This window comes from Phycisphaerales bacterium AB-hyl4, assembly GCA_041821185.1.
Taxonomy (GTDB): domain Bacteria; phylum Planctomycetota; class Phycisphaerae; order Phycisphaerales; family Phycisphaeraceae; genus Natronomicrosphaera; species Natronomicrosphaera hydrolytica.
This window is the reverse complement of record JBGUBD010000005.1, coordinates 214,125-238,090: the sequence shown is the minus strand read 5'-3', so window position 1 is coordinate 238,090 and position 23,966 is coordinate 214,125. Positions and strand designations below refer to the sequence as shown.

At 61.8% G+C, this 23,966-nt stretch carries 24 protein-coding genes and 1 tRNA gene; 1 reads left to right on the top strand and 24 read right to left on the bottom strand.

Annotated elements, in window-relative coordinates:
* Positions 1–65 precede the first annotated feature (65 nt).
* The 22 genes from ACERK3_09770 to ACERK3_09665 form a co-directional block, all read right to left on the bottom strand.
* The gene (locus tag ACERK3_09770; GenBank protein MFA9478582.1) at positions 66–3,140 is read right to left on the bottom strand and encodes a beta-galactosidase; all 3,075 of its coding nucleotides are present in this window, start codon (positions 3,138–3,140) and stop codon (positions 66–68) included.
* Positions 3,141–3,197: 57 nt separating this feature from the next.
* Positions 3,198–3,410, bottom strand: a complete 213-nt coding sequence (locus ACERK3_09765) for a hypothetical protein (GenBank protein MFA9478581.1) — start codon at positions 3,408–3,410, stop codon at positions 3,198–3,200.
* A gap of 124 nt (positions 3,411–3,534) precedes the next feature.
* Positions 3,535–3,617: transfer RNA gene (locus ACERK3_09760), tRNA-Cys, on the bottom strand.
* A 201-nt stretch (positions 3,618–3,818) separates the two neighbouring features.
* On the bottom strand, positions 3,819–4,541 hold the full coding sequence (locus ACERK3_09755) for an NYN domain-containing protein (GenBank protein MFA9478580.1): 723 nt from the start codon (positions 4,539–4,541) through the stop codon (positions 3,819–3,821).
* Positions 4,542–4,863: 322 nt separating this feature from the next.
* Positions 4,864–5,205 (bottom strand): hypothetical protein, encoded by a 342-nt coding sequence (locus ACERK3_09750; protein MFA9478579.1) that lies wholly within the window; start codon positions 5,203–5,205, stop codon positions 4,864–4,866.
* Positions 5,202–5,783, bottom strand: a complete 582-nt coding sequence (locus ACERK3_09745) for a hypothetical protein (GenBank protein ID MFA9478578.1) — start codon at positions 5,781–5,783, stop codon at positions 5,202–5,204. Before ACERK3_09745 ends, ACERK3_09750 begins: the two co-directional genes overlap by 4 nt.
* A 602-nt stretch (positions 5,784–6,385) precedes the next feature.
* Positions 6,386–6,628, bottom strand: coding sequence for a hypothetical protein (locus ACERK3_09740; protein MFA9478577.1), 243 nt, complete (start codon positions 6,626–6,628; stop codon positions 6,386–6,388).
* Between the two features lie 550 nt (positions 6,629–7,178).
* Positions 7,179–7,865, bottom strand: a complete 687-nt coding sequence (locus ACERK3_09735; protein ID MFA9478576.1) for a hypothetical protein — start codon at positions 7,863–7,865, stop codon at positions 7,179–7,181.
* A 9-nt stretch (positions 7,866–7,874) separates the two neighbouring features.
* Positions 7,875–8,057 carry a hypothetical protein gene (locus ACERK3_09730; GenBank protein MFA9478575.1) on the bottom strand — a complete coding sequence of 61 codons (183 nt, stop codon included), beginning with the start codon at positions 8,055–8,057 and terminating at the stop codon, positions 7,875–7,877.
* 262 nt (positions 8,058–8,319) lie between these two features.
* Positions 8,320–8,898, bottom strand: coding sequence for a hypothetical protein (locus ACERK3_09725; GenBank protein MFA9478574.1), 579 nt, complete (start codon positions 8,896–8,898; stop codon positions 8,320–8,322).
* Positions 8,899–8,928: 30 nt separating this feature from the next.
* A complete protein-coding gene (locus tag ACERK3_09720) occupies positions 8,929–9,348 on the bottom strand; it encodes a hypothetical protein (protein ID MFA9478573.1) in 420 nt (139 codons plus the stop codon).
* A 707-nt stretch (positions 9,349–10,055) separates the two neighbouring features.
* Complete coding sequence (locus tag ACERK3_09715) at positions 10,056–10,286, bottom strand: hypothetical protein (GenBank protein MFA9478572.1); 231 nt, start codon at positions 10,284–10,286, stop codon at positions 10,056–10,058.
* Between the two features lie 147 nt (positions 10,287–10,433).
* Entirely contained in the window at positions 10,434–12,491 is a 2,058-nt protein-coding gene (locus tag ACERK3_09710; GenBank protein MFA9478571.1) for a PriCT-2 domain-containing protein, read from the bottom strand.
* Positions 12,488–13,012, bottom strand: coding sequence for a hypothetical protein (locus ACERK3_09705; protein MFA9478570.1), 525 nt, complete (start codon positions 13,010–13,012; stop codon positions 12,488–12,490). Before ACERK3_09705 ends, ACERK3_09710 begins: the two co-directional genes overlap by 4 nt.
* Complete coding sequence (locus ACERK3_09700) at positions 13,009–13,230, bottom strand: hypothetical protein (GenBank protein ID MFA9478569.1); 222 nt, start codon at positions 13,228–13,230, stop codon at positions 13,009–13,011. The genes ACERK3_09705 and ACERK3_09700 overlap by 4 nt, the downstream gene beginning before the upstream one ends.
* Positions 13,227–13,436, bottom strand: a complete 210-nt coding sequence (locus tag ACERK3_09695) for a hypothetical protein (GenBank protein ID MFA9478568.1) — start codon at positions 13,434–13,436, stop codon at positions 13,227–13,229. Before ACERK3_09695 ends, ACERK3_09700 begins: the two co-directional genes overlap by 4 nt.
* Positions 13,433–13,669 (bottom strand): hypothetical protein, encoded by a 237-nt coding sequence (locus ACERK3_09690; GenBank protein MFA9478567.1) that lies wholly within the window; start codon positions 13,667–13,669, stop codon positions 13,433–13,435. The genes ACERK3_09695 and ACERK3_09690 overlap by 4 nt, the downstream gene beginning before the upstream one ends.
* A gap of 77 nt (positions 13,670–13,746) precedes the next feature.
* Positions 13,747–13,962 (bottom strand): helix-turn-helix domain-containing protein, encoded by a 216-nt coding sequence (locus ACERK3_09685; GenBank protein ID MFA9478566.1) that lies wholly within the window; start codon positions 13,960–13,962, stop codon positions 13,747–13,749.
* Positions 13,963–14,109: 147 nt separating this feature from the next.
* Positions 14,110–14,952 carry a hypothetical protein gene (locus ACERK3_09680; GenBank protein ID MFA9478565.1) on the bottom strand — a complete coding sequence of 281 codons (843 nt, stop codon included), beginning with the start codon at positions 14,950–14,952 and terminating at the stop codon, positions 14,110–14,112.
* Between the two features lie 120 nt (positions 14,953–15,072).
* The gene (locus tag ACERK3_09675; protein ID MFA9478564.1) at positions 15,073–16,338 is read right to left on the bottom strand and encodes a tyrosine-type recombinase/integrase; all 1,266 of its coding nucleotides are present in this window, start codon (positions 16,336–16,338) and stop codon (positions 15,073–15,075) included.
* A 338-nt stretch (positions 16,339–16,676) separates the two neighbouring features.
* Complete coding sequence (locus ACERK3_09670) at positions 16,677–17,756, bottom strand: dihydrodipicolinate synthase family protein (GenBank protein ID MFA9478563.1); 1,080 nt, start codon at positions 17,754–17,756, stop codon at positions 16,677–16,679.
* Entirely contained in the window at positions 17,743–18,777 is a 1,035-nt protein-coding gene (locus ACERK3_09665; protein ID MFA9478562.1) for an NAD-dependent epimerase/dehydratase family protein, read from the bottom strand. The genes ACERK3_09670 and ACERK3_09665 overlap by 14 nt, the downstream gene beginning before the upstream one ends.
* A 107-nt stretch (positions 18,778–18,884) precedes the next feature.
* On the opposite strand from ACERK3_09665, the gene ACERK3_09660 reads away from it, so the two are divergent.
* Entirely contained in the window at positions 18,885–20,009 is a 1,125-nt protein-coding gene (locus ACERK3_09660; protein MFA9478561.1) for a GntR family transcriptional regulator, read from the top strand.
* 51 nt (positions 20,010–20,060) lie between these two features.
* Here ACERK3_09660 and ACERK3_09655 read toward each other — a convergent pair whose 3' ends face one another.
* On the bottom strand, positions 20,061–21,917 hold the full coding sequence (locus ACERK3_09655; protein ID MFA9478560.1) for an ABC transporter ATP-binding protein: 1,857 nt from the start codon (positions 21,915–21,917) through the stop codon (positions 20,061–20,063).
* Positions 21,914–23,866 (bottom strand): ABC transporter ATP-binding protein, encoded by a 1,953-nt coding sequence (locus ACERK3_09650; GenBank protein MFA9478559.1) that lies wholly within the window; start codon positions 23,864–23,866, stop codon positions 21,914–21,916. Before ACERK3_09650 ends, ACERK3_09655 begins: the two co-directional genes overlap by 4 nt.
* Positions 23,867–23,966 lie beyond the last annotated feature (100 nt).

Here is a 23,966-nt window from a genome sequence, read left to right as displayed (position 1 = left end):
ACCTCACAACACGTGCTTCCATCGCCGCGATGCGATGCGACACATGGTGCTTGCACTCGTAACGACTATTGGCCGTGCTCTTCCGGACTACCTTCGGTGAGAATGACACGGCGATACTGCGCGGGGTTCTTCTGATTGTGCACCCCTTCGCCCCAGAACAGCCAACCCTTACGGCCTTCGCCATCATTGTCATTGATGATCACGGCTGTACCGATCGACACGCCGTGACCAGGCACGATGCCAAGCTGCGCTGCGGGGATCGTCACGTGGTAACGGGTGGTTGTACCGGAACGCTCGGCCTGAAGTTTCGGGCTGTAATGGGGCTGGCCCATGACGCGTGCCCACTGTTCGCCATCGTCGCGCAGCCCGAAGGTGATCTCGATAAACGACTCGCCCGGTGCGAGCCGACCTTCAGGCTGGAACGCCCAGTGACCGCTGTCGTAGCCGAACGGGTTGGGCGCCTGAGCGGGGATCGGCACGTGAATGTCATCGGTCTGCTCGATCCACAGCACCAGTTCTTCAAGCGTCCAGCCGAGATAGATCATCGCCGAGCTGTCCTCCGGGCCGTGATACGTGCGGTGAGCAGCCATCAGCCGAAACGCCTCTTCGCCGCTGAGTTCGATGCCCGGCAAATGGTCCGGCGGCGTGGGTGATGCGGCCTGCTCCGGCGTCACCTGATAGACGGGCGTCGCTTCAAGTTTGGTCGGCTGCCGCATCTCGCTGCCCGCCATCGTGACCGTGATCTCCGCGTCGTACTGACGGTTGGGCTCAAGCACGCTCGGCAAGGTGAACGACACGTCGCCCGTGTCGCCTACCGATTGACTCGCTTCAAAATCCAGCTCCGGCACGCGAAGCCCCACCACCGCCTCCGCGCCATCCGCCGGCCGACCGACCGCCACGTTCACCGTTGGCCGACCCTTATCATCAAATTCCACGGTCGTCGCCGGCTCAACGGACGACGCCGCCGTCACATCGCCTTCGATCATCAGACCATGGGTCAGGTCAACCGTAAACCGCCCCTCGGTCACCTCCGGCTCACTGCTTCGCCCCATCAGATCCCACACCACGGGCTGCTGGCCATCGTTGACTTCAAACGTCACCAACGTCGGGGCCGCCTGATTGGTCACCGTCAGCAAAGGCGATCGACCACTTCGTTCGACACGGTAAAGCGTCAACGCGCCGCGCTCTTCGATCTCGCCATCCACCGCGCCGGACATCAGCCGGGCAATGGTGTAGTACGCCAGCGCCGAGGGATGAGGCTGAAGATCCTGGTTGATGAGGCCGAAGTTGCCGCCGGCGACCGTGTCGTGAAGGACGAACCAGTGCACGTTCTGGAGATTGGGGATGGTGATGCTTGAGCTCATGACCTGCGTGACCACGCGGGCCTGTCGCATGGCGCCGTCCCAGTCGTTGCCGCGAGGCAGGCCGATTTCGCCCGAGCCGAGGGCAGGGGTGTCGTGGCCCAGTTCGGCCAGCAGGCGTCCCGCGACACGGAAGTGTCGGACATGATGGCCGTACGTATGCAGGATCAGGCCGTCGAAGTGTTCGCCCAGGCCGAACTCGAACAGCAATCGGATGTTCGATTGGTAATTACCGCTGGATAGTGACGCGAGGATGCGAATGTCATCGTGACCGAGTTGATGCGCTGCTTCATGTGTGCGCTTGACCAGGTCGTAGTAGTTGGCCGGCGTGCCGAACGCAGACGCAAAGCCGTAGGCCTTGTCCGGGTCTTCATTCCAGAACGCATCGGGCTCGTTCCAGATCTGCCATAGTTTCACACGATCGCCGTAGCGTTCGATGGTAGGCACTGCGAAGCGTTCGACCCACATCGTCCTGCCCTCGTGGGTGTGAGCAAGCTGTCCATCGGTTACGTCGTGTGTCCAGTCCCCGCCGTAGTAGCTGAGGCAGAACATCGCTTCCATCTGGTGTTCTGCGACCAGGTCCATGAACTGATCGCTCTCGCCCCATTCGTACTGGCCCTTCTCCGGTTCAAGCCGACCCCACCCCGGCAGCCAGCGCACATGCCGTACGCCCAACTTTTCCATGTACTCGAACGACTCAGGATAGACCGTCCGTTCGAGCACGTTGATAAACGGCACAACGCCGACCCACTGCGGAATCTCCTCCTGCGGGCGGTCGGCCAGGTCTTTGGACAACACGGCAAACCGCGCGTCGATCGGCAGTGTGCGATCTTCGATCGCGATCTCACCGTGCAGACGATACAAGCCCGGCGTGAGGCCAAGAAAATCCTCGATCGCCAACTCAACCTGCTCGCCCGGCCGCATCTGCACCTCGTAACTGAACTGACGGGCAGCCGAGGGGTCAGGCTCCACGTAGTCTTCCGCGGTGAGCTGCACGTTGGCGGTGCGCGCCTCACCGCTGAACCATGTACCGCGAAGCCGAACGATTGGCGCTTCGCGATCTTCGACAAACGATGCGCCGAACGGCATGCGGAACTCAACCACGTCCGACGTCGGATCGACCGCCCCGATAAAAGCTCGCACACGGGCGAGCCGGGCCTGTTCCTTGCCGGGCGACGCATCGCGCAGCGTCAGGTGTGCGGGCTGAAACGCTCGCGGCAACTGCACCTCGGTCGTGTCGCCACCGAAGCGGGCAATCCTGAGTTGATCGCCATCCAACTCGAAGTGAACCACCGCCGGCGTCAACGCAACGCCCCCGCTTTGCACGCCCGCGTCCAGCGTGTCGTCCGCCAGACTGCCGAGCGACTCGCCTTCATCTTCATCGCCCGCATGCCAGTAGACCTCGTACTTCTCACCGTCCGCCTGCCTCAACACGATGACGACTTCGTCGTCGCTATCCGCATTAGTCAAACGGGCTTCCAGCAGACCGCGCCCCCGGCCGGCCCGCCAGCCATATTCCACAACGATGTGCGTCGGCTCACCTTCCCGCGCCGACAACGCACGGCCGATGGCGGCCCCGGGCCCTCCGCTTTCAAGCGCCGGCACGCCCTGTCGACGGACAACATTCCACGACTCAGCCTCGCCGAGCCACGCCGCCGTCTCGTCCTCGTCCGTAAACCTGCTGTCGAACAACGCCTCGGCCGACGCCGATGCGCCCACAGCAAACAGAAGCAGCAAAAACGCGGCGAACATCGGGATGCTGGTGCGAGTGTCATGCATGGCAATCATCCGTGCAGGCTCCACAGAATGGGAGCAGAAGAGAAAGAAACGACACTGTCAATCAGACAAAGTGAATCCGAATCCATCAATTTGATGTATATACATCAAATTGATGGATTCGTCAATACCTTGCGCGGTGTCCGTTAAAGCGAACATCGACATGCCCGACAGGGTGGGGAACCGGCACCGACACCACATGCCGCTGACGCTGAGGAGCGGGCGCGAAAAGGCGCAGCGCGCCAAAGCCAATAACACGCCAAAGCGCGTCATCGCCTGACATCGTCGGCAGTATCGGGAAAGCGGTGGAAGGGGAGAGGGGCGAGGCTCGTAAACCCCGAAAATCACTGGGCTTTGGCACGGCTCGCCAAGCCGTGTCATCGTCTGACATTGAAAAAGGCCGCGGTGGGATTCGAACCCACGACTGCTTACGCAAACGGATTTGCAATCCGTCCCCTTGGTCCACTCGGGCACGCGGCCAACCTTAGTATTTTCAGGTAGTTACGAGCGTTTCGGGGCGTCCAGCTTTCGGCCCGTTTTCGCTTCGTGCTACGCCGGTGCTACGCGGTGAAAAAAACTTCGATTCGTCCCCGTAGCACGCCCCAAAGTGTAGCACGGGGGGCGGCGTCGTGCTACACCCGCCGCGCACTCGCCATCGGCCTTGACCCTTCAACGCGTTTCCTATGACCCCACCGGCCGTCGATGCGTTCGGATCGTCACTTGGCAATCATCGCAAGCCACCCGAACCCTTGGTTGTAGTTGCTGGCGTGGATAACCGGGTATCCACTCGCGTGGGCAATGCACCGTCGTGGCGTCCGGCAACTGCACCTCTTGCGGAAACTGACATTGACCCAGCACGTTTGGGCGAATGGTCCGGTATTGCGTTGCCGCCGCCTGCAACTCGCGCGATCCGACTTGTCGGGGATTGAACACGATGACGCGCTTGTGAAGTTCATGCGCCACGATCCGCACCGGCTCGGCTAAGTCTGAATCCCCCGATATGACGATGGCTTTATCGAACATTCCAAGATGGGCGTCGTGGATCAGGTGCGAGGCAAGGTTTACGTCTGAACCCTTTTCCTCTCGGATGCTGACCTGAACAAAACAAAGCGGGCTATTACCGCACTGATGCACCGGCTTAGCCACGCCATGCGTGCGGAAGTGGCCGAGGATAATTTCAACGTTAGGCAGTGACGTGAGAGCCTGGTGGTACGTCTGCTGACGCACCGACTTCTGCGAGTCGTTCGACGTGTCCGACACCATCGCTGTGCAAAACTTGATCTTGTCAACCGCGCCACCATTGAGGCGCGCGACGAACTTGTTAAGGTTCAGCCAGTGCGTTCGCGTGCTGCGGATGGCCCCGTAATAGAAGTTGAACCCGTCGATGTAGACGTACGTGGTCAAAGGATGCGGCCCCAGTAAAAGCAGAAGCCGCCTTTTCGGGCGGCTTCGCAGCCCGCGCCGATGACGCGGGGGTGGCTCATGTTTACCGGTGAATCATAGGGACTTAAAAGCTCCTGTCAATGGTCCGATGACACATTGTATCACTCACTTGATCGGTCATCATAGACCTCATTCTTTAACCGTTCCGTGTGTAGCGTCTGGTCAACTAGGGGGGCTTGCGTGGCGTCGGATTGGGAAGCGGTCCCTACTTTGACCAATCAAAAACCCGCCGCCGCACCAGTGGCACGACGACGGGCGTTGTGGGCTTCGGTTGTCGGGCGGGTCACGCTGCCTCGTCGCGCCAGTCTTCCGGCTCGCGGTCAGTGTCCACGTTCACGGCCAGCGTGCCGATCTCGTCCAGCGCCTTGCAGAACAGCGGGTCGAACTCCACCCCCATCGCTCGAAGCTCAAGGTAGAGGCTCCACAGTTGCCCGAGCGTGTCCTCGTTCGGCTCCACGCCATCCGCCGCCCGCAGGGACGACCATAGATCGGCGTAGCGGAACCACGCCCCTTTAAGCTCGTCCGTCACTTCATCGGGCAAGCGCGGAGGCAGGTAGTCGGCGGGTTCCAGCATGACGAACACATTCACAAGGTTGTAGACGCGGTGGTCGCGGTTGGTGCTCATGCTGCACCCCCGACCATCTGCGCTTCCACCACGTCACGGTACGATTCTTTCCACAGCCCTAGCTCCGGGTCGCTGTCACTGCCGGCCATCTCGATGATTTGATGCTCGCCCAATCGCTCCACGGCGTCTATCACCTGCTCCACGGTGATGCCAAGGTCTACGGCAATGTCCGATGCCAACGCGGACGCGGGCAGGCAGGGCAGCATGTGGAGCACGTTAAGGTCGATGGATGAAGTACCCGCCACGGGCCTGCCGGGCTTCCGCTTCGGCTCGGTCGTCACCGGCTCGGGCTTCGTTTCCACCACGGGCGCGGGCTTCACCACCGGCAACGGCTCGCCCCGATCAATGACGTAAACCTTACCCTGTCTCACCACTGGCACGCCGGCGGCGCGGATCGTCGCAAGGTCGCGGAAGAACTGGCGCTCGCTCAGCCCGTAGGCAAGCCGCGCCTCCCGCTGGTCGATACCTCCGTGATCCATGTCACGGCAGAAAGACAGCAGCCGCACGATGCGCCCGTGAATCGCTTGACGGAGTTGGCCGGGGTTGGCGTCGGTTGTTCGTGTTTGCGCCGTCGGCATTGGCTTCGGCCGTGCCGGTCGTCCACGCCCCCGATATGGACGCGGGGGCAACTCCGTCGCCTGCTCTGCCGGGGTGTGGTCGATGATGAACCGCCGCCAAGGTTCGGCCAAGTCCGGGTGTGGTGGTCGGTTGACGAATCGGTCTAAAAGAAGGTGCTCCACTGCTGACATAGCTGCGCTCCCTGCCGGTATCCGGCGTTGGGGGTGATGCGTATGGAGCGCGCGCGAAAACGTCCGGCGTTGCTGCCGGATGGCGATACGTCGATGCGTTACTATCATGGGGCTTAGCCATTGACGCGCTCCACCGCGTTGATGGTCAGGGGTCGGCAGGTGTTAGCGCACCTCGCCGGCCCCGCTTTTTTGATACGCCCTCCATCTTGACCATCTTGCCCAGCCGCGTCAACAGGCAAGCCCACAGACGCCCGCTCACGCCTTCCCCCCTCGCACCCATGCCGATCACCCCTAAACCATTGACCATAAACAGGTTGCCTGCCAAATCGCCCCCATCGGCGATCACCCCCGCGCCCATGCCGACGCCCACCGCACGCCCTCGGCGAGCAGCAGGGCCAGTAAATCGGCGTCGCGTTCCGGGGTGAGTCACGCTAACCTCTGCTCGGCTCTCCGCAGCATCCGCCTTGTGTCAGCCTGCGACGTTCCTTCTCGATATCAAAGTCGGCAGGGATGACCTCGACGGGGCGTGTGTAGGGCTTGCCGTCACGGATCGCCAGCCACAAATCACGGTCGATGATTGCCCTCTCACTGTTCGATGCGATCGGATCGGCGTGCATCCTGACGCGGTCTGCGAGATGTGGGTATTTGCTGTAATAGACGGCGACCCGTTTCATCCTTAAACCACCTCCACAATCTCAAGCGTTTCGGGTTGCGTTTCAGGGCATCGACGGGTGTAGACTCCTGTCGGAGGGCCTTGGCATGGCTTTTCATACATAACAACCCGCCCGGTACTAAATGGCACAAGTATAATGCGCCACTGGGTTAAACTCCTGACTATTCTTGTCCTTACATTGTTGTCGAATCGATGGTTGCGCCAAATCGTGCGGTCCTCCCATCGAAATCGGCCGGTGCCGCCGGGGAAATCACCATCCCACCTACAGCCGGTTGACGTGGCTAAAAAACGCTTATTCCACAATGGGTAAGTGTCGGACGTGTCGATATTCGTGTCTTGGCCGACATTGCACCCTGTCGGGAAGGTATATGTCCCCCCGTCACCTACAGTCACCGGCCCGCCAATCACTTCATACTCAGCCTTTAAACCATCCGTGCCATCAGGGGGCCAAACGGTGGGCGGGCATGGACACCCAGGGCATTTCGCCAGATCACCACTTCCCGTTTTCGCTAGATCTCCACTCGGTAGTTTTCTCAAACTGCCTGCACCCATTATGCATCCTCTCCACATATCGCCGGGTTAGCTATCTCGACACGCCGCTCGTCACTAATCAATTTCAGCCGACCCGATGAGTCATAGGTGAAGTCGCGCACAAAACCGTAAAGCCTCTCGTCGCCCGCACTGTAATACGCGCCGCCAGTGGACACGGTGATGATTACGCCGTCATTTTCACCTTGGCTGCTGCGGTCCCAACCACTGTCGCTTTTAGCTTCCTCACCGTGGTTGCCGGTATACGTTAAATCGTACGGGTCGTCAGCGGTTCCCTCCGCACCCACGCCACCCACAATCCACCACTCCGCGCCACCCCCGTCCACCCCCACACGAACCGCGAATACGATGTCGTCTTCTTGGTGGCCGCTACCCCCAGGATCAGTTTCTTCGTCAGGCGAGAACAGCGTGTAAGTGTCAGTGTCGGTCGTCGAGTCGATCCAGCCTTCGTAGCTGGCCGATTCCTTTCTAGATGCTTGCCGCTTCGCGTCGTACGTCACACGATTTCCGCCGACATCATTACTCCCCGTCACCCTGAACGCTACAAGGGGGGAGGGGCGCTTACCCCCACCGCTGGGAATCTGCGGGCGATTCTTCAACAGACCCCGCTCGTAGTCGCGGACGATCTGGTAAAGCTTGTTCAGCGTGCGGGCTGACAGCGCGTATAGTCTGCCTTGTGATGCGTGCATGGTTGGGCCTCAAGCGACGTTGAAGGTTTCGCCGGGCTTCGTCACCATGCGACGCTCTGCGGGCGGAATAGACGCGGTGCCGTTGACGATCTGCCGTAGCTCGGCATCGCTCATGCTCGCCAAGCGAATCAGTAGGGTTGCCGCCGACACGTTGACGCGCCGGGCGATGCCGTTGATGGTGGCTGCGTTCATGGTGGCAAGGTCGCTTTTACTGTGCTTCACGGTTGAACCTTTCGTGGTGCGTGAGTTCTGGAAACCCCCAGCCCGCCTACGAAAACGGGCCGGGGGCACAATGAATGACGGCGAATCTTGAAACCCCGCCGACCACTTTTCAATGGCCGGGGGGCCAACCTCCATCCGGTCGAACACATGACCGGGTGGAAACCGTCGGCGCGACGTTGACCACGCCGACGGCGGAAACCAAACCCCCTACACCGGGGGCATGAGCACAAAGCTAAACCGTGACGAGCCGATCGCGCGATCCAGCCAATTGCCGCTTGATCGCTTCGACGGCCTCCGTGTTCTTGTTTCGGGCCAGCCGCATTGCGTCGTCGCTTTCCAGCGACTTTACGGTGTTGCGCAGTTCCACAACCGTGGGATGGCTTTCAGTAAAGGCGGGGGTGATCTTCGACGGGTGGGGGACGTTCTTGTCAAGGTCCAGCCAGCCGAGTTTGACAAGCTCGCCCTTCACCCACTCGCGGGCCTCCGCCAATTGTTCGCGGTACTTGTCTCGAATGGCGTAGCGGTCGCTGCGGATCATCGGGAGCACGGCGTTCACATCCTCCCGTACGCGGATCTCTTCTTGTAAGAGCGTAAAACGGCGTTGCGCGAAGTCCTGCCGATACAAGTCGTCGGGCGACAATGCGGACACGTCGGCTTGCGACATGCTGACCGCATCCTGCTCAAGCGAGGCGCGGGCGGTCTGCATGTCGGTGATGCGGGCGTTGAGTTCATTTACCGCTTTGACGGTGGGCTTGGAAAACCATTCCTCGACGACGATGGTGTCCAGTTGATGCCAGTTGATTGCCTGCATATCGAGTTCCTCGGGGTTGGGGGTGGTTGGTTATCGTTTCGACGCGACGCGCTTGGCGACAACGGCGTTAGCCTTGCGTTCCGCTTCCTCGCGGGTGGTGGTGCCGTCACGCTGGAAGGTTTCGACCAGCTTTTCACGGTCGGCAGGCATTGTGATGCCGTACGCGTTCGCGGCCTTGGCGATCTTCGCCGACCGCTGCGCACCGTATGCACCGGCTTTGCCATCGACCGGGAAACCGGCCAGTGCCCAGCGGCGAAGGTCGGCCTTGTGGTACCGCTGCACCACGCCGACCTCGCGCGGCTTCGGTGGCGTCGACAGCTTCGCCAGGCCCAATAGCTCCACTTGCGTCATGCCGAGCAGCTTCGCGGCTTCCGCGCCGGTCAGGTGGTCGCCTTCGATCTTGCTCAGCTTGTATAGAAAGCCGGCGTTGTCGTTCGACTTCGTTTGCATATCGTGAATCCTTTGCGGTTTGGGGTTGCGATATTCGATATTTGAATGCTACCCCGGATTTGCATACTTGCAATGTGTTAATCAACCACTTGTCCATCACGCGGACAATACATCCATTTTCGCCGCCGTTTCATGTTCCACCCACCGCGTAGCACACGACGGGCGAGCGCATTTGCAGTAGCGGGTGGTGAAGTTGGGCGTAAGCGAACGCGTCTTCGTGACGTGTCGTTTTGCATATCCACACGCGGGGCAGACGGGCCGGGCGGTTAATATGGCGGGTAGTGGTTGGCGCTTCATCGTGTATCATCTCGCTGCGATTGTTTTATTGACAGTACTTATGAGATCGGCTGTTCCCTTTGGTTGAGAACCCGATCCCCCTCGACGGGGAAACTAATGGGGGGGGTGTAGGTTCCCTGTGCCAGCGCCGAGCGGCGACCTAATAGTGAACAGGCACGACCCCTAACTCCCTTTCCTTTTGCCCTGCGTCCCGTCTGCGGCGTTCTATGCCCCGGCGTGTATCGGGCCGTGTTCATCGTCGTAATGCCCTCAGCGTCGATCCTGCCGTGAAATAAACTCACTGCGCTAACCCTGCCGTTCTCTTGTCCCTCGCCGCTCGTTCCGATGCTTCGACAGGACCCGCCGCTATTCGATCTATCTAGTGTGCCTTGCATGTCGGTAGTTCCCTGTGGGCTGAAAATCCAATCCCCTCAAAAGCCAGTACCTCGCGGCTGCACCATTCGATACTCGGGCCTGCGGTCGGTCATCGACTTAGCACGTAACGCCAGCGCCTCACGCGAGCACAATCGGCCGATGCGTTCCTCGGCGTCGTCGCTGGTCATGGTGCCGGCTTCGATTGCCTTGGCGGTCTGCTCAATGTCGCGGGCAAGCATGTGCCATCGCTCCACGGTCGTAGGTCGGATGGGTGATTGTTTGGTCATGGTGTTGTCGCCTTTCTCAAAACCGCGTTTCTGGCGTTTCTGCCAATGGCTGCCAATATGCCAATAGCCCCGGAACTTTCGTCATTTGTTTTTGATCTAAATGGGAAAAGTTTCGACCCTATTGGCATATAGGCAGGTATGGCAGAATCACGCATCGAATACATAAACGGATACCTCTTTAAAGCTGGTGTCGGAGTAGACACGCCGCCGGGTGATGGTGAAGTTGTCGACGGTGGCAGTGTCGCCCTTGCGGAAGTATTTCCCCATCCGTCGCCCGACTGACAACAAAACCTTGTGGCGGACGTGCTCGTCGCTCAGGTCGTCTGCCTCCTTCATGCCCGGTAATGGCACGTCGGAATCTTCGAGCAGGTCGATAAGGTCGTGGGCTTGCAGTTGGCGGCCGAGTTGCTCGGCCTGCTTCACGACAATCGCCACGTCGCGGAGCCAGTTTTCGGATTGATTCGCCGTGCGACGCTGAACCGCTCTATGTCCATCCAGCGGATCGGGCAGTTTGAATAGCTTGGTGGTCATCCAGATCACCGCCCCCGCCCAGCGGTGGAAGTCGTGCCGCCGTGGGTCTGGTCCGCTTGGCCGTCCCTGTCGCAGCCATTCGCGGATCACAGCATGAACACACGCCAGGTAGTGCGGTTGATGACGTTGAACGTGTGTCAGTAGGTCGGGGCCGTCAGGCCAATCCCTGAACCGTTCACCCTCCGGGCGTTTCTCGATGCGGATGATGCTGCTGCGGTTGGCAAGGTCTAGCGTCAATTCCGCCTTGTTCGATGTCCACGCGAACACGGTACGGCTGGGATCAGCTACAACGCCTCGCTTGTATGCGACGCGAGCCTCAATCTGCGATTCAGTAAGCGCGGCCTCGATGAACGGGGAGTCGAGTTTCCCGCGCAGGTTGTCGAAGCTCACGAACGGAGCACCGCCGATCAACGCACCGCCTACGGCTTCCTCGATGCCTCCGACGCCGCCGGCACGCTGGGTGATGGTCTGCGGATGGGTGTTGTAGATGGCCGCGAACACGCGGAGCATGTACCCCTTGCCCGACTGTGATTGATCGGCTTCCGTTCCGATGGCCGGGCATCGTGCCCCGTCCAGCAGATCGCCGAGCACCAGCGCGGGCGTGAGCATCCCTGCCACGGCTCGGGATTTATCCGGCTCAGTGGTGAATCGGTAGTCGCAGAACAGGGCGAGCAGGTCACGCACGGCCCTATCGACCGACACGTCATCGCCCGCCTTGCCCATCGCATAGATGCCCGATTCGCGGTCATACCCCGCCGCGATGCGACAGTCGGGCAGTAGAACCGGGCAGTGTGACAGTGCGTTGATGGGCGGGATCGCATCGAAAAACGCATCCGCCGCGAGAATCTTGGTCGCGTTCTCTTGTGAGCAGCGTTTCGGGGTCAGCTTCGTTTGTAGCGTGACACTGCCGTCCTCTTGAGGAACCTTAATGACGCTGCGGACGCGCAAGTCGCCCACTTCCTCGAATAGCGAGCACGCCTTGGCTGATTCGATGACCTCGACCACGCGTTCGCGCACGCGGGCCAGTTGTCCGAATCGGCTGTAATGTTCCGTCTCGCCCATCCGTTCGCCGATCATGCCGGCTGATTCGCGGATCTCGGTTTCAGGGCTTGGCAGCAGCAGAATCGGGCGGTTGGCTTCGGGTTGGTCGCCGTGGGCTTCGCCGTTGGATTCTGCCGACGCCGGTTTCGATGTTCGACGCTTTGGAACTTCCCGCGATCCGTTGCCGACCATGCCCGCCATATGTCGCAGCGTGCCCAGCGTCACCGCTTGGCCGTTGCCTTCACCGTTGAAGCTCTGCCACTTCGCCTCACATTGCCCCGGCTGATACTTGGGCGATTGACGGCTCCACGTATCCCACGCGTCGAGCAGGTCAGGGCCGATGCTGTGTAGGGCCATGCCCACGTTGAGCCATCGGTCGTAATCGTCTGCATCGTCAGCGCCGAGCCGATCAAGACATTGCAGTGCGATACGCCGATCATCGTCGGGATCGCCGACGAAACGGATATGCCCACGTTTTGCCGTTTGGTCGCCGACTGGGGCGTCGTCCCGCTTCGCTCCCGTAAAATACTTGTTGAACATATCGTCGATGACCTCTTGCCGATTCGGGATCGGCTCATCGCTTCGCGCCGGGATGGCGAGCAGGTCAGCGGGTAAGGGGTCGGGTGTGCTCATTGATCGAGCCTCCATCCGGTAACGGCGAACCATCGGCGCTCGCGGTAAATCTCGAGTTTTCCACCCCACGGGCCGACGCACGTTTCGCCGGTCTTTCCGTCTGGAATCGGCAGCTTGCCCGTCACCCACGCCTTGATGCCCGTACCACTGGGCGAAACCTCCGAATATCCCCCCAGCGCGTCGATTAGCTTTCGGGCTTCGGGATGAATCACGTCGCCCACGACGCAATCGTCCAAGTCGATGCCGATGAATGGATCGTCTGCCGTAAACAGGAAGGCGAGCCAGTGGAATTGATCTGCGTAGCCGAGTCGGTCGGCGAACGCGTCGACGGCTTCGGAGAATGTGCCCCACTCGTCAGGGGCGTTGACCTTGGCGCGGCGGTAAGGCGGTCGTGACTGGCATGGAATCTTTCGACCATCTTCATTCCTGCCTAGCCCCCATTGATCAAGCTTGATCAGGTCATCCGGCAGCAGGTGAATCCGGTCGAGTAACGCATCAGTAACGGTGATGGGGTCTTTCAAACTTCACCCCCTTCAACGTCCGCCAGTGCCGGCGGGGGTGACGGCCAACCCCCACCGTCTGCCCACGCTTCGCACTCGGCACGCCAGGATTGCAGTTGTTCAGCGGTCGCGCCCTTGGCGATGTGGAGCAGGGTTGTGTCGATGCCCGCGAGCACGCCGCGCCTGAACGCGTAGGATTCGCCGCTCTTGTCGTTCGTAACGGGTGTGAAGTTGTTCATTCGTCTTCACCTCCCAGCGCCGATTCGTGCAGGAAGTGCGGCGTGTTGTTCGCTGCGCGGTAGTAGCAGTGCAGGTCCGCTCCGTCTGACAGCTTGATGATGTTTTCGCGTTCGTGGGCGTTCATCTTCCGGCCGGCGTATGCTCCGCCGACGAGGGTGATGGTGCGCCATCCCTTGGGCGGTGGTGGGGGCGTTGTCGTGCTCATCGCATCACCTTTCCGCTGCCGTTGAACGCGCCAGCAATCACGCTCTCATGCCACAACACGGAATCGCGGCCCACTCTCAGGTAGCGGTGGGCGACGGTGCCGACGTGGACAACGTGCTCTGTGTGCAGTCGGTGAAGCTCGACTAGTTGGCGGTTAGCTGGTCCGCCGCGAAGCTCGCAATACTCCCAGCCGGGCGGAAGGGGCTTGTGATTCGTGCCTGTGTTGACGATCATGGTGGTATTCCTTTTGGACATGCCCCATCGACCTGCCCGCAAAAGCTGGGTCGGTGTGGCATGCGCCGATGTGGTGTTCAGGCTGCTTCCCCGTCGCCGTGGCGAACGGTGGCGGATTCGATGAACTGCATCACGTCGGCGCGGCGATAGCGGATGCGGCCGCGCAACTTGACATAAGCCAAGCCACGGCCGTTACAGCGGTCGTTCGCCAGGCTCTTAGTGCTGAGGCGCAGCAATCGCGCCGTTTCTTCAGGGGTGAGCAGGTCGGGAAGGGTTGGGGCGGTCGCGGTCATGGCGGTTATCTCCGTAGCAGGGTGTGGTTGACCTGCTGCGAAGATAGCCCGCCGATGATATGCGGAGAAGCGTAAACCCCTTGCAATACTGCACTTGGGCGTTTACTTGGTTAACTGTCCGTTTAGTTGACCGTTTGAAACGCCCAACTATCCGGCACGCCGGCCCGCTTTAGGTGGGGGTAGTGTTACCTCGATGCCGGGGTCGCCGATCATCTGTAGTAGCTTCGTCCATTTCGTTCGCTCGTCCGCGTAACTGTCCGCATTGCTCCACCCGCGTACGCGAGCACGGGCGCGGGCGGTACGGCCGATCTCATGCGCATTCAGGGATCGCGGCAAGCCCTTTTTCCCCGGCGGGACAACCGGGTCGGCAGCACTCATTGCGCGTTGAATCGTCTTCGTGTCTACGCCTACGAACTCGGCGATCCTCGTCACCGTCCAGTCTGCCCCACTGTGCGATGGTGCTTTCGTCGCCGAGTCTGCCATGTATGCCCGTGCCATCTCCGCAAGCTCGCCAATCTCGAACGTTCCGCGAGCATCCAGCGGCGATTGTGGCTTGCCATGCCGTAGGTCGTGCCCTTCTATGCGATTCACCATGTCGAGAATTGCATCCCCATACCGATCGCCAGCATCTTGGAAACGACCCTTGTAAAAAGAAACGGTCAATCCCTCGACACCGTTGTCCCACTCGCCGCCCGTTCCCTTTGCGACATCTTGAAGTAATCGCTTCATGCCCGCGACGATGATAAACACGGCGTCTTTAATGCTCTCGGGATACGGCATGACATGAAGCGTTGCCAAATCGAGCGCGTCGACAACATTCTTCGCCCAACGGGTATAGGTTTCTGGTTGGTCCCCGTACTTGGCGGAATCGGCCAGTGTTTCAATTGTTAGTAGGCCTTCGCGGGCTAAATACAACCATGCGGCAAGATTGCCCAACTCTGTCTGTGGCAATCCACTTGAAGACTGGTTTTCGTTTGATGCGTTAGACATGGTTGTCCTACTTTCGAAAGGTCGGGCCAGCCGGGGCGACGGTCACGGGAAAGTAGGAACCTGCGCCGCCGCCTCGGCCGTTCATCGGGGGATCAATCCCGATGCCCGACAAGGTTAATGTTACTCGCTGCTCTGTTCGTCCGTCTGCTGCTCCGCGTTGTCTGCCTTGCTCGCTGCCATCATCGCCGCCGTCGCCTTGTTGAAGGCGTCACGTACTGGGTTCATGCCCCCGCCCGTGAGTAGGTGCTCATATCGCTGTCGTGCCGCTGCCGACCGATGCCCCAACGCGCCGCCGACGACGCGCCCGCCCGCCCCAGTGCTCGCCAGCCATGACCCCATCGTGTGACGCAAATCATGGATTCGCAGATCGCGGATGCCGGCCAGGTCTAGTAGCGTCTGCCAGGCTGTGTACGGGTGCTTGACGTGGCCCGTGTCGCTGCTCCGGGTGCTCGGGAAGACATAGCCCGTGCCGCTGGTTGCTGCCCGTCTGCGTTCAATCACGGCCATCGCCTCGGCGGTCAGGTTCACGCTTTGGGCGCGGCCGTTTTTGAACTCCTCGCCGGGGATCATCCAGATGCCGCGCGTTTCGTCGATCTGCTCGAACCGCATCCGTTGAATGTTGCCGCACCGCTGGCCCGTGAACAGGCACAGCCGAAAGAAGTCGGCGAACATGGGCGACGGGTGCTCATCCAGCGCCTTGAAGAATCGGGGCAATTCCTCCGGCGCGAGGGGGCGTTCGCGTTGCTGGTCCTGATACTTCTTAATCCCGGTGGCGACATTCTCGCCAAGCTTGAAGTGCTCTTTCCCGTGGTTCAGAACCTTGGAAATCAGGGCCAGCACACGATTGGCCTGCCCCTTCGCCCGCTTTCCGATGTCGGTGTGCAGCTTGACGATCTCGGCGCGGGTGATGTCGTGGATGGGCCGGTTGTGCAGGGGCTTTAGATCGCGGTTGAACTTGGCTTCATCCTCTCGCCACGTCCGCTTGTGAGGCTTGGCGTGATGTTCAAGGTAGTGGGCAAACAGGTCGGCGAACGTCACCCGCTCGGCCTTCTCTGTTTCGGCCTGCTGCCGTTCCTGCCGCCGCTGCTCCACGGGGTCAATGCCCCGGTGCATGGCGAGCAGGCTCTCCCGCGCTGCCTCACGGGCCTTGTCCACGGTCATCGACGTGAACGACCCCAGACGGTCACGCTTAGGCTTTCCCTTCGACCGGCCATAGGCGTAGTAGTTGGCTGTGCCGGCGGCGGTCAGGCAGAACGCCAGCCCACGCACGACCTCATCGTAGACGTACACCCGATCTTTGCCATCCGGCACGGTCACGGCTTGCAGCCGGGCTTTGGTGAACGGGATTCGCTCGGCCTTGCTCTTGCGGGTCTTCGTGGTGCTCATGGTGTCCCTCGTGCTACAAACCATCGTCGTGCTACGCCGGTGCTACGGCGTGCAAGGATTTCGGATGATTTACAGTGTAGCACGGGGAATACGGACAGCCTAGCAAGTCCCGTGTTTTAGGCTAGAAATGATGTATAGGGATACGGAAGGAAGGGGTAAGGGGGCCATTTGCAATCCGTCCCCTTGGTCCACTCGGGCACGCGGCCGATTCAGCGAGTCCGCCTGTCCCGGGGGATGACCCACGCAAGCCAGCGGAAATCGCTGCTGCAGATTCTAGCGAGATCGACGCCTCTTGCCTACCACCGGCCGGGGATACCGCAGCTTCGGCTGGACATTGCTTACCCGGCCAGCCAGGCGTCGCGATGTTCAGCGACGAACGCGTCATCATTCAAATGCGGGTAAGCGGCATACACGCGATCGATCTCCGCCAGCTGCCCTCGGCCGAGCGTTTCGTCCGGGTTCAGACACCAGATGCCTTCGAGCAGGCCCTGCCGACGGAGCACTTCGTGCAGGCCCGCGATGCAGCCGGCGAAGCCGTTGGCGGCGTCGAAAAACGCCGCATTGCTGTCCGTCACCTCGATCGCCAACGCGAGCATGTCCGCATCAACCTGCCCGCCATTGGCCACCACATGCTGGCAACGCGTCAGCAGTTCCGCCGCTTTCTGCGTCCACACCGACCAATGCCCCAGCAGCCCGCCGACGATCCGCCGTTCGACCACCTGGCCGTCCACACAAAACCGGTGCGGCGTGAGCAGATCGAGCACGATGTTGTCATCGTTGCCCGTGTAAAGCGTCAGATCATCCCGCCCCGACTCGGCCACGGCTCGCACGACGTCCAGCGTCTGATACCGATTGAAAGGCGCGATCTTGATCGCCACCACGTTCGGCAGTTCCGCCAACCGACGCCAGAACGCGAACGGCAACGGCCGACCCCCCACCGCCGACTGCAGGTAAAAGCCCACCACCGGAATCACTTCGCTCACCGCTTGGCAATGCGCGATCAGCTCATCATCATCCGCCGACTTCATCGCCGCCAGCGACAGCAGCCCCGCGTGATACCCAAGCTCGCGCAGCAGCCCCGCCTCGGCCACCGCCTGCTTCGTCGGCCCGGCAATACCACCAACGCGAACCAACGGCTCGGCCCGGCCAACGTCCGCGCGATCCATCTCTTCCTTCGCCAGCGTCAGCACCGGCTCGAACAGCCCGTACTTCGACTCGCGAATTTCAAACTGCGTTGTATGCACCCCCACCGCCAGCCCGCCCGAGCCGGCGGCGATGTAATACCGCGACAACGCCCGCTGCCGACGCTCGTCAAGCTTCCGCTGCGCGTTGAGCGCAAGCGGGTGAGCGGGAATCGCCACGCCGCGCTGCAGCGTCGCCCGGATCGCTTCGAAACCGTCCGCCTTAGAACTTGCCATCGCGCACCTCGAATTTGGTTGGCTTGCCCAGCAGCTCGCCGCCCTGCTTGACCCAGCAGGCGACATGGTCAATCAATTCATTGATCGTCGTGGTCGGATAACCGAACAGGCGATGCCCCTTCTGCCCATTGCTGAGGATCGCTTCGTTCGCTTCCTCGCCGGTGAAGGTGACTTCCTTCCCCATGCGATCGGCCAACTGTTGGCAAACGCGACGCACGGAAAGCTGCTCCGGCCCGGCAATGTTCAACGCAAACGCAGGGCTGTCGGCGTGTGCCAGGCTCGCCAGTGCATACGCGTTCGCGTCGCGCTGCCAGATAACATTCGCCACACCCATCGACACATCAATCGGCTGCCCCTGGCAGATTTTCTGAGCCAGGTCCACCAGCACGCCGTAGCGCAGCTCGCAGGCATAGTTCAATCGCAGCAGCGACACCTTCGTGCCCTGCGACCGACTGTAATGCTCGAACGTCCGCTCTCGTCCGAGGCAGCTCATGGCGTACTCGCCCTGCGGATCGGGCGCGTCCGTCTCCACCGACCCGCCGAGTGCAATCGGCGACATGCCATAAACGTTGCCGGTGGAAAAAGCGGCAATATGACTATCCTTGTAATGCTGACAAACGTTAGCGGGCAATAGCGTGTTCATCGCCCAGGTGAGGCTTTCATTGCCCGTCGCGCCGAACTTCATGCCCGCCATGAACACGACATGCTTCGCCTTTGGCAGCGACGCGACAAACGCCGGGTCGAGCAGGTCGCCCGCGATCGTCTCGATGTTCCAGTCTGCCAGCTTTTGCCGATCGCTCGGCTGACTGAACCGCGAGACGCCGATGACCCGCCCCTTCGCGCCCGCTTCGTCCATCGCCCGCCGAGCCATCCGCGCCAGCGTCGGGCCCATCTTCCCCGCGACGCCGAGCACGATCAGGTCGCCGTCGAGTCGGCCCGCCAGCTCGCTGATCGCCGGTGTCGGCGCGGAGAGGGCGTCTTCCAGTTGATTGACATTCTCGATGCGTCGTGGTTCGCTCATGGGCAAAGGTCCATCGCAAGGTTGCTTGTGCACGGCCGACGGCCACTTGGCCCCCCGATGCCGGATGGCGACTTGACGATCGTATCACAACATTGGAACATTGCAATATGGCAGTTACTACATCGCAATCGACCGAGGCCGTTCGGCTCGTCGGCACCCGGCTCGACCGGGAGCACGGCCCGCACCTCTACCACCAGATCGCCGGCCTCGTCCGCGAGCAGGTGCAGACGGGCGGGCTGAAGCCCGGCGACAGCCTGCCGCCGCAGCGAACGCTCAGCGAGTTGTGGCAGGTCGGCGAAGTCACCGTCCGCCGTGCGTTACAGCAATTGGCCAGCGAGGGACTCATCCAGGCCCGCCCGGGCAGCGGCACGGTCATCTGCGACCCCGACGCCGACGGTCCCGCCCGCAGCGAACGCGCGGCGCTCACGCTCGGCGTCGCCTTCGCCGACCTCGCCCACGGCTACCCCTACTTCCGCCCCATGCTCGCCGGCGTGCGCGACGATGGCTGCGATGTCGCCATGCGGCTGTTCGACATGCCCCACGAAGAGCAGCATCGCGGTTCGCTCGCCCACGTGCCGCCGCTCGCGGAGCTCGACGGCCTGATCATGATGTCGCCGGTGAACCTCGCCCTGCTCGCGCTCTGCCAACGGCAGGCCCTGCCGACCGTGCTGCTGTTCAGCGATCTGGCCGACGGGTTCAGCCATTGCATCATGCCTGACTATGGCAGCGGCGTCGTCGAAGCGGTCAGCCACCTCGTCGCCGTCGGCCGTGAGCGTATCGCCCTCGTCACGCCGGGCCCCGAACGCTTCAGCACCGGCCGATGGATCGACGCGTACCGTGCCGCCCTGCGCGCCCACGACCTGCCGATCGACCCAGCCCGCATCGTCCGCGCCGGCTACAGCGAACAGGACGGCGCTCACGCCACACGCGAACTGCTCGCGCTCGATCCTCAACCCGACGCGATCCTTTTCGCTTCCGACTTCATGGCGCGTGGCGGCCTGCTTACAGCCCACGCCGCCGGCCTGCGCGTGCCCGACGATCTCGCCATCGTCGGCGCCGGCCCCGTGCTCGACGAAGGCGGCTGGACGCTGCCGCTGGCGACCATCGACCTCGGCCTGCACGAGATGGGCCGACGCGCGCGTCAGACCATTCAAGCCTGTTGTGAAAAAAGACTCACCGAACCCGCACGCCACGCCGTCGCGTCCCGCTACCGCGCGGGCGGCACGGCGTAAACCCGCCAATGATGATTTCGGCTTGCCCGGCCAGACCTGCGACAACGTTGCTCACGCTTCGCTGGCATGGATGAACTGGCGGTAGAGGTTGGCGTAGACGCCGGCCGTGGCGAGCAACTCGTTGTGCGTACCGCGTTCGATGATGCGCCCGCCGTCGAGGACGAGAACCATGTCCGCATGGCGGATCGTGCTCAAGCGATGCGCGACGACAAAGCTCGTGCGGTTGGTCAACAGCAGCGAGAGGGCCTTTTGAATGCGGGCCTCGGTCATCGTGTCGACGCTGCTGGTCGCTTCGTCGAGGATCATGATGCGCGGGTCGGCGAGCATCGCGCGGGTGAAGCAGACCAACTGCCGTTGGCCAAGCGACAGGTTGCCGCCGCGCTCGCCGACGTTGGTGTTGAAGCCTTCGGGCATCGCTTCGAACAGGTCGAGGCAATCGAGCTTCGCGGCCGCCTCGTAGACATCTTCCTCGGTCGCGTCCGGCTTGCCCACGCGGATGTTGTCCATGACCGTGCCGGTAAACAGAAAGTTCTGCTGGAGCACGATGCCCAGCTGCTTGGCCATGGAGTCAGCGGAGATTTTCACAAGGTCGAGATCGTCAATGCGGATCTGACCCGCGGTGGGCAGGTAGAACTTGGAGATGAGGTTGATGATCGTCGACTTACCGCTGCCCGTGTGGCCGACGAGCGCGATGGTCTGGCCCGGCTCGGCAGTGAAGTTGATGTCGTGAAGCACGGGCTTGCCCGGCTGATACTCGAAGCCGACCTCGTCGAACTCGACCCGGCCTTCGATTTCGTCCACATCGACGGCGTCGGGCGGGTCGAGCGGTTCGGGCTCGTGGTCAAGCAGGCTGAAGACGCGCTCCGCGCCGGCCATGGCGGTCAGCGCCTGGTTGTACTGCCGGGCCAATGCTGACAGCGGGCCGAAGAACTGCGGCACCATGAAGAAGAATACGACCAGCGCTTCAACCTGCGAGACCGGGTCTTCGTGCACCCAGAGCACGTTGTTCACAACCTGGTAGCCGGCCAGCAGCAGCAGCACGGAGATGAAAAACTGGCTGTTGAGTTCGATCAACGGCAGGAACACGCCCGTCAGCTTTGCGGCGCGCATGTTGTATTCGCTGTGGTCTTCGATCAGGTCGTTAAACAACTCGGCGTTGACGTCCTGCCGAACGAACCCCTGCGTCACGCGGATGCCCGACACCGACTCGGCAAGCGTCGCGGTCACACGGCTCATCGACTCCTGCACCTGTCGATACGCCAGGCTCAGCTTCGAGCGGAAGTAGCGGTTGATCATGTGCAGCACGGGCGCCATCGCCGCGACCACGCCGAACAGCACCGGGTCGTACCAGAGCATGATCGCCGCGGCGACGACCATCCGCCCGCCGCCGACGAGACTCACGAACAGCACATCCTGCACGCCGGAGCGAAGTGCCTCCGCGTCGGAGACGAAGCGAGAGATGACGCGGCCGAGCTTGGTGATATTGAAAAAGCGCATCGGCATGCGCTGCAGATGCTCGAACATGAGCTGGCGAAGGTCGTGAATGACTTTCTCACCCAGTTCCAGCGCATAGCGCTGCCGAAAGTGCATGGTGACCTCGGCGAACACCGCCAGCGCGACGAAGCCGGCCGTGCCCCAGAGCAGCCCGTCCCAGTCCCGGCGGGCGATGAGGCTGTTGATGATCGCCGCCACCGCCCACGCGAGCAACGGCACCTGCACGGCCCGCAGCAGCACGATGCCGATCAACGTGTTCCGCTGCCACGCGTAAGGCCGCGTGAAACTGAGCAACCGAAGAATGATCGCCATGCTCAGCGGACGCTGGTTGGGCTCGTCACGCGCATCAAGCTCGCGATGCGTCAGCGTCTTGGCCGTATTCGAATGGGAAGCCTTGGCGTCGTTGGCGCTCATATCCGGTCCGCCTCCGTCTCGGCCTCGGCCTCAGGCATGCCAAGCAGCCGCCGGGATTCGTCGTCGGGAATCTGCAACCGCGCAGCCTTGCGGTAGTGGCCCCGGCTGTTCATCAACTCCTCATGCGTGCCCGTCTGAACGATGCGCCCGCGCTCGAGCACGATGACAAGGTCGGCCCGGCGAAGCGTGCTCAACCGGTGCGCCACGACGAAGGTGGTTCGGCCCTGCATGGCGTTGTTCATCGCGGCGAGGATTTCGTGCTCGGTCTGCGGATCGATCGCGGCCGTCGGATCGTCGAGCAACAGAATCGGCGGCTCGAGCAGAATCGCGCGGGCGATCGCGAGCCGCTGCTGCTGGCCACCCGAGAGGTTGGACGCCCGCTCACCCAGCACCGTGTCGTAACCCTTGGGCAGTTCCATGACAAAGTCGTGCGCCTGCGCGATCTTCGCCGCCTGCTCGATCTGCTCGCGCGTCGCGGTCGGATGCCCGAACGCGATGTTCGCCGCAACCGTGTTGGAAAAGAGGAAGCTTTCCTGGAACACGAGACCAATGTTGCGTCGCAAGTCGTCGATCTCATACTCGCGAACGTCCACACCGTCGACGAGCACTCGGCCGTGCTGCGGATCGTAAAAGCGCGGGATCAGACTCAACAGCGACGTCTTGCCCGCACCGGTCGCACCGACGACGGCGACGCTCTGGCCCGGCTGAACATCGAAGCTGATGTCCTGCAGCTCGGCTTCGCCGTTGCTGTGCTCGCCGTAGCTGAAGCTGACGTTCTCAAACCGCACCGCGCCCGCCGCCCGGCCCAGCGGAACGGGGTCTGCCGGGCTGGTGATCTCTACCGGCGCGTCGAGCACTTCGAACACGCGCTGGGCACCGGTGAGGCTTTGCTGCACGCTGTTGGCGATCTGTGCAATGTTGCCCACCTGCGTGGAAAACTGCTGCAGCAGGCCGGAAAAGACCACGATCATGCCGAGCGTGAACTCGGGATCGTTTATGTAGATGTACCCGCCGAAGACCAAGAGCACCGCGAGGTTGATCTGCGGGACAAAGCTGATCAGCGGGCCGAAGGTCGCGACGCGCCAGAAGATCCACTGTTTCTGATCGCGGACAGCATGGTTGGCCGCGGCGAACTTGGCCGTCTCCTGCTTCTGCCGGGAGAAGCCTTTGACGACGTGCACCGCCTGGACGTTTTCCGCGAGCACGCGAATGGTGGTGTCGTACAGCTCGCGGTTCAGCCGATAGGCTGGCTTGACGATGCGGGAGAACATCGCGGTGAGCACCCACAGCAACGGCGTGGTCGCGAGGCAGGCGAGCGTCAGCGTCGTGTGGATGCTGAGCATGTACGTCAGGAAAAACGTCAACGACAGCACGAGCATGAGCACTTCGACCATGACGCCGTCGACGAATCGGCGAACGGCCTGCACGTCGCCGGTGACGCGGTTGATGATCGAGCCCGACTCGTTCGCATCGAAGAAGCGGAAGCTCAGCCGTTGCAGTTTGTCGTAAACGTGGGTCCGCAAGTAGACGACAATGTCCTGCACCAGCCTTGCCTTGGCGACGGTGGTGACACGGTCGAGGGCGAACCGCATCAAGGCGATCACGAAGATCAGCCCGGCAATAGCGCTGATGACGCCGAAGGTGGTCCACTCCGGGGGCGGTTCGAAGCCGAAGGGCCAGCGCGGCTCTTTGATTTCATCACTGGGCAACGCCTGGCGGACGAGTTCCGTGTCGCGGAGAACGTCGACGCCCAGGCCCACGAGCCCGAGGCCCGACAGGGCCATCGCGAGCATGAACGCCTGAAAAATGACCAGCTTGATCGCGCCCCAGCGGAATCGCCACGTGAGCGTGAGCATGCGGAGAATCAGCCTTCCGGTGGAGGCATCATCGCGCGTACTGAGCTTCGCTGACGGGACGGCGGTTGAGTTGGAAGGGGCAGGCCGAGCCACGGCTGACGGTTCCCGTGTGTCTGCCGCGCCGGCTGATACCTCACCTCGGCGACAAGCGACACATGGATAGTTTCACAGAGTGACAGTCTACGATCGTCGC

Excerpts from the sequence above, each read along its gene's own strand:
- ACERK3_09670 (MFA9478563.1), bottom strand. The coding sequence starts at position 17,756 with ATGGCAAGTTCTAAGGCGGACGGTTTCGAAGCGATCCGGGCGACGCTG.
- ACERK3_09715 (MFA9478572.1), bottom strand. The coding sequence starts at position 10,286 with ATGACCAAACAATCACCCATCCGACCTACGACCGTGGAGCGATGGCAC.
- ACERK3_09725 (MFA9478574.1), bottom strand. The coding sequence starts at position 8,898 with ATGCAGGCAATCAACTGGCATCAACTGGACACCATCGTCGTCGAGGAA.
- ACERK3_09660 (MFA9478561.1), top strand. The coding sequence starts at position 18,885 with ATGGCAGTTACTACATCGCAATCGACCGAGGCCGTTCGGCTCGTCGGC.
- ACERK3_09685 (MFA9478566.1), bottom strand. The coding sequence starts at position 13,962 with ATGACCGCGACCGCCCCAACCCTTCCCGACCTGCTCACCCCTGAAGAA.
- ACERK3_09680 (MFA9478565.1), bottom strand. The coding sequence starts at position 14,952 with ATGTCTAACGCATCAAACGAAAACCAGTCTTCAAGTGGATTGCCACAG.
- ACERK3_09765 (MFA9478581.1), bottom strand. The coding sequence starts at position 3,410 with ATGACGCGCTTTGGCGTGTTATTGGCTTTGGCGCGCTGCGCCTTTTCG.
- ACERK3_09675 (MFA9478564.1), bottom strand. The coding sequence starts at position 16,338 with ATGAGCACCACGAAGACCCGCAAGAGCAAGGCCGAGCGAATCCCGTTC.
- ACERK3_09735 (MFA9478576.1), bottom strand. The coding sequence starts at position 7,865 with ATGCACGCATCACAAGGCAGACTATACGCGCTGTCAGCCCGCACGCTG.
- ACERK3_09740 (MFA9478577.1), bottom strand. The coding sequence starts at position 6,628 with ATGAAACGGGTCGCCGTCTATTACAGCAAATACCCACATCTCGCAGAC.
- ACERK3_09730 (MFA9478575.1), bottom strand. The coding sequence starts at position 8,057 with ATGAACGCAGCCACCATCAACGGCATCGCCCGGCGCGTCAACGTGTCG.
- ACERK3_09720 (MFA9478573.1), bottom strand. The coding sequence starts at position 9,348 with ATGCAAACGAAGTCGAACGACAACGCCGGCTTTCTATACAAGCTGAGC.
- ACERK3_09700 (MFA9478569.1), bottom strand. The coding sequence starts at position 13,230 with ATGAACAACTTCACACCCGTTACGAACGACAAGAGCGGCGAATCCTAC.
- ACERK3_09655 (MFA9478560.1), bottom strand. The coding sequence starts at position 21,917 with ATGAGCGCCAACGACGCCAAGGCTTCCCATTCGAATACGGCCAAGACG.
- ACERK3_09665 (MFA9478562.1), bottom strand. The coding sequence starts at position 18,777 with ATGAGCGAACCACGACGCATCGAGAATGTCAATCAACTGGAAGACGCC.
- ACERK3_09695 (MFA9478568.1), bottom strand. The coding sequence starts at position 13,436 with ATGAGCACGACAACGCCCCCACCACCGCCCAAGGGATGGCGCACCATC.
- ACERK3_09690 (MFA9478567.1), bottom strand. The coding sequence starts at position 13,669 with ATGATCGTCAACACAGGCACGAATCACAAGCCCCTTCCGCCCGGCTGG.
- ACERK3_09745 (MFA9478578.1), bottom strand. The coding sequence starts at position 5,783 with ATGCCGACGGCGCAAACACGAACAACCGACGCCAACCCCGGCCAACTC.
- ACERK3_09710 (MFA9478571.1), bottom strand. The coding sequence starts at position 12,491 with ATGAGCACACCCGACCCCTTACCCGCTGACCTGCTCGCCATCCCGGCG.
- ACERK3_09750 (MFA9478579.1), bottom strand. The coding sequence starts at position 5,205 with ATGAGCACCAACCGCGACCACCGCGTCTACAACCTTGTGAATGTGTTC.
- ACERK3_09770 (MFA9478582.1), bottom strand. The coding sequence starts at position 3,140 with ATGCATGACACTCGCACCAGCATCCCGATGTTCGCCGCGTTTTTGCTG.